The organism is Microcystis sp. M49636_WE2, from assembly GCF_030065375.1.
Lineage (GTDB): Bacteria > Cyanobacteriota > Cyanobacteriia > Cyanobacteriales > Microcystaceae > Microcystis > Microcystis aeruginosa_C.
Map to the genome: position 1 here is coordinate 1 of NZ_JASJFG010000579.1, position 4,898 is coordinate 4,898.

Below are 4,898 nucleotides of genomic sequence, written 5' to 3' on the forward strand. Positions count from 1 at the left end.
GAAGCGAGGGTTAAAATGACGGTTTCATCATCTTCAACTGTAGTATCCGCAGTGGGGTCAACGATTACGGTAACAGTCGCAGAATTAGCCGCAAAGATGACACCTGTGGGAATAGAAGCGTAATCGCTTCCATTGGTTGCTGTCCCTCCAATACTGTAATTGACTATTAAAGAATTGGTTGTGGAACCGCTACGGGTAAAGGTGTAGATGAGATTACTTGTCCCGTCTTCGGTAACACTTCCAGGGGAGACAGCAAGGGTAATACTAGGAAGGGTGACATTGCTATCATCATTCGTAATCGTCCCGGTAACTGCGGTGGTCGTACCTATTGTATAATCAGTCCCGGTCGCGAGGGTTAAAATGACGGTTTCATCATTTTCAACAGTTGTGTCAGCAGTGGGGTCAACGGTTACGGTAGCAGTGGATGAACCAGCAGCAAAGGTGACACTGGTGGGAATAGAAGTGTAATCGGTTCCATTGGTTGCTGTCCCCCCAACTGTATAGTTGACAGTTAAAGAATTAGTGGTTACTCCGCTACGAGTGAAGGTATAAACCAGATTTGTTGTCCCATCTTCTGTCACACTACTAGGAGAAACTGCAAGAGTAATACTGGGAAGAGTAGGACTAGAAACATAGCTAAAATAACTAGCAGTTAGACTTAATGCTGTTTGATTACTGATATAAGCAATCAGTTCATCTGCTTCGTTTCCTGGTTTGTTGATGTAGAGATTAGTAGTGGAACCAGAAACTGTTAAGAGATAGTCACTACTTGCACCCCGTAGTTGAATTGTGTCATCAGTGGTGCTAAAGTCGGCAATTGACGCGTAGTCGCTAGTACCTTCAGTAGCTGTCAAACCGTCATCATAGAAGGTCTTTGTCGTATCTGCAAGAATAAAGCGATCGCTTCCTGTTCCTCCTACTAAATAATCATATTCTCCTGTACCGCCATCTGTTCCTTGTAGGGTGTCATTCCCATTACCACCATAAAGCTGATCATTATCAGCACCCCCATTGAGGACATCATTCCCATTCTCTCCAAAAATGATGTCACCACCAGCATTACCTGAAATGGTATCGTTACCCTCTCTACCATACAAATATTCATAGTAACCGTAACCTACTGCTGTACCGCCAAAAATGACATCATTATAATCAGTTCCCTTAAACCCGTTAAAACTCTCAATCGAAGTAAAGGTATCAGTTTCTGTACCGACAGTAATCGTTCCACTCCCAGCGGTGTCGTAGGTCATGGTTAAACCACTACTACCATAGCTGTAGTCAGCCTCATATATATCACTACCAGCACCACCATTGATCGTGTCATTATTGCCTTCATCGCCGGTAAAGTAATCATCTCCTGAATCACCATTGAGGAGATCATTACCATTACCACCATAAAGCTGATCATTACCTACACCCCCATTGAGGACATCATTCCCATCCTCTCCATAAATTCCGTCATCACCAGCATTACCTGAAATAGTATCGTTACCACCTCCACCTTTGAGTGCCTCAACAGCTGTACCGCCAAAAATGACATCATTATACTCAGTTCCCTTAAACCCGTTAAAATTCTCAATCGAAGTAAAGGTATCAGTTTCTGTACCAACAGTAATCGTCCCACTCCCGGTAGCGGTATTGTAGGTCATGGTTAAACCGCTACTAGCATAGCTGTAGTCAGCCTCATAGCGATCAATCCCACTACCACCATTTATCGTGTCATTACCGTCCTCACCGTCCTCATTGGTAAAGTAATCATCTCCTGCATCACCATTGAGGAGATCATTCCCACTACCACCATAAAGTTGATCATTATCAGCACCACCATTGAGGACATCATTTCCATCCTCTCCATAAATGTCGTCATAACCAGCATTACCTGAAATAGTATCGTTACCACTTCCACCTTTGAGTCCACCATAATAATAATAAGATTCACCTCCTGTACCGCCAAAAATGACATCATTATACTCAGTTCCCTTAAACCCGTTAAAACTCTCAATCGAAGTAAAGGTATCAGTTTCTGTACCAACAGTAATCGTCCCACTCCCGGTAGCAGTATTGTAGGTCATGGTTAAACCGCTACTAGCACTACTGTAGTTAGCATCATAGCGATCATTACCACTACCACCATTTATCGTGTCATTACCCGCATCATTGGTAAAGTAATCATCTCCATCCCCACCGTCAAGAGAGTCATTACCATTACCTCCATAAATACTGTCCCATCCCCCCAAACCACTTAAAGTATCATTGCCATCTAACCCAGAAATATTATCACTGTCAGAAGTTCCCGTAATATTATCATTACCATTAGTACCCGTTAAATTCGCCTGTTCTACTTGAATAATTTCCCCATTTACTATAATTGTTGTCTGGTCATTCTCGGCTCGTAAAGCGTCTAAGGTTGCCACATCCAGACTATTTCCCTGCACCAACTCCGCAAAAATTGCCCCCTCATCTCCCGCGCTATCCACCGGATTAATTTGAGCATCCACATAATGCCCAATTTCTTCTAAGATTACATTAACTATCACTGCTGACGAAGCCGTATTTAAAAAAGATGCTGATAGATAAATCTTATTCGTACTACTGGCATAAGCACCATTCGCCGTCCCTAAAACCTCATCACTAAGTACCTCAATCGGGGGAATTTGACTAAAATTTCGGCTTTGCCACTGCTGTTGTAATTCCGTCGCCTTAACCACATCATAACTTGTGCCAAAAGCGATCACCAAATTTGCCCAAAAGCCATCAGATTGAGCGAAATTGAACAAAACATCGTCAACAACAGGAAGAATCGGCAAAAGAGAGGAAGTCATGACATTAACCCTTTAAATTTCTCAAATGAATAGTTGTGTAGGGTGGGCAATGCCCACAATTTGCTTGGCTATTATTTATTCAGCCGAGTCAGCCTGTTTTCCGCAAACGTAGCCAGTCGAGGTTAGGCTAAAAAAAACTATTAAACCATCAATTAATCGTCTCCACCATTTTGAGAGCGTTTTTTTCTACTGTCAATAGAATATAAAGTATGCTTATTTTTTTTTTTTTTTTCATCAGGTTTATTCATGAATCAGAGAAAATCAAATTAAATTCGGTGCGGTTAAACCTCAAGCCATCAGAAAACGGGTTTCTCGGAGAAACCCGTTTTCTCAAGACTGAAGGTTAAAAAGGCGAGCGCTAACGTCAAAACTAAGTAGGTAGGCGTTAAAAGTTGTCAGATCCCCCCGCCTATCGGCACCCCCCTTATCAACGGGGGCAGGGGGGATCGAACCTAAAATCCATTTTTAATTTAATTATAACCAGTTACTTAACCAATACTTCATCGACAAGCAAATGGGAAACCATGTTACTTTTTCGCCAACTTTCTCGGACTCCTGTGGAATTTTTTGGGAAAACTTTGATTCAGTTTTTTCGTAATTCGCCCTAGGGTGGCTCTACTGACTTTAATCTCTGTCTTTTCATAGAGTAAGTTAGATAATTCTTGCAGGGTTGCATCCCTGTTAGCTTCGATGATTTCGACAAGAATTACTAATTGCTCACTATTTAACTTGCTTGGGGGACTCCCTCCCTGGGGACGGGGACGGATATCTCCAGTTTCTTGATATTGTTTCAATAACTTTTGAATAAAGCTTTTGGCCACATTAAATCTTTTGGCTAGTTCTCGAATAGAAATTTTTTCTTTTTCCCAGACATCGATAATTTTTTGGCGAAAATCTACTGAATAGGGTCTCATGTCTGCTCTGACTCTCAATTATTTGTCTATTTGCCTTCTATTGTACCTCATGGCTCCAATAATTGCCCTATTTTCAATTGAGCAGCTATCTTGATGATTGAGATGGTAAGCCGTCAGCTGGCTCTCTTATTATTTGTGTGATAAATTTAACTTATATGGTAGCGATCAATCTTCGTGTCCTTTGTGTCTTTGTGGTTCGTTCCATTCGCTCCCCCGCAGGACTGTATCTTAGAATACATTTTCCCCAGCAAACCCAAGAGAGCCATCAGCTTTTTTCTCCCTACTCCCCCTAACCCCCAACCCCGATTTAGATAAAAAAAACTGGAGCGAGCGCTTTTCGCTACCCCAGTGCTGTCACGGAATTCAATTCTGTATCCAAATTAACACATTATTGGCAGCAAGCATGATTAAGGAAATTGGAAATTTTTCCGAAAGGGGTTTCCAAAGGCTGTAACCTTGGCTGACATGGGATTTCAGGTCTGATAAAGCCAAAATTTTTGGAGTCTATCCTCAAAAATTAAACCTCGGCGCTGAGATGTTCCCCCAGATGAACGGTTTTCACCCATTTTAAACGTTTAGGACGCAAAGCCATCCGTAGGCTGACACTGGGAATAATAATAAACCAGTGCATCATATAAATCATGCCGCGAATGGTTTGAGCAAGGATATTTAAACCGAGAGCGAAAGTGAATTTTTTACCCGTATTAACCCGGATTAATCCTGTCACCATACCCCAGAGAGAAAGGGAAAGAGCCAAACCAGTTAAAGGCGTTAAAATCGGAGCTTGATGCTGGGTAATAGTGATTAAAAGATCGGGAATAGCGGCCGCAGGTAAGATATATTGAACAATCAAAAAAGCAATTAAATCAAACTTTTTCGGCCAAGGCATGGGAGACTTTAAAATCGCTTTCCAATAGTCGAGATAACGCTGAAAACCACCTTCGGCCCAGCGATTGCGCTGATGCCATAAAGCGATCGCGGTTTTCACCCCTTCTTCCGCTACTGCGGGAAAATTTAAGACATTAATTTTCCAATTATCGATATGGAGACGAATAGTTAAATCAAGATCGTCGGTGATCGTTTGTTCATTCCAACCCCCGCAACGATTTAAGGCACTACGTCGGACAAATTGACCATTTCCGCGCAATTCTCCGATCCCTCC

At 42.1% G+C, this 4,898-nt stretch carries 2 protein-coding genes and 1 pseudogene; all 3 read right to left on the bottom strand.

Annotated features, from left to right (window positions below; genetic code table 11):
- Nucleotides 1–2,822: beta strand repeat-containing protein (locus PX484_RS13310; protein ID WP_288104199.1), on the bottom strand; the 2,822-nt coding region annotated here is incomplete at its 3' end.
- A 563-nt stretch (nucleotides 2,823–3,385) separates the two neighbouring features.
- Nucleotides 3,386–3,736, bottom strand: a pseudogene (locus tag PX484_RS13315) (helix-turn-helix domain-containing protein); the annotation flags it as partial.
- A 517-nt stretch (nucleotides 3,737–4,253) separates the two neighbouring features.
- A partial coding sequence (locus PX484_RS13320) for a glycosyltransferase family 2 protein (protein ID WP_288104202.1) occupies nucleotides 4,254–4,898 on the bottom strand: 645 nt, incomplete at its 5' end.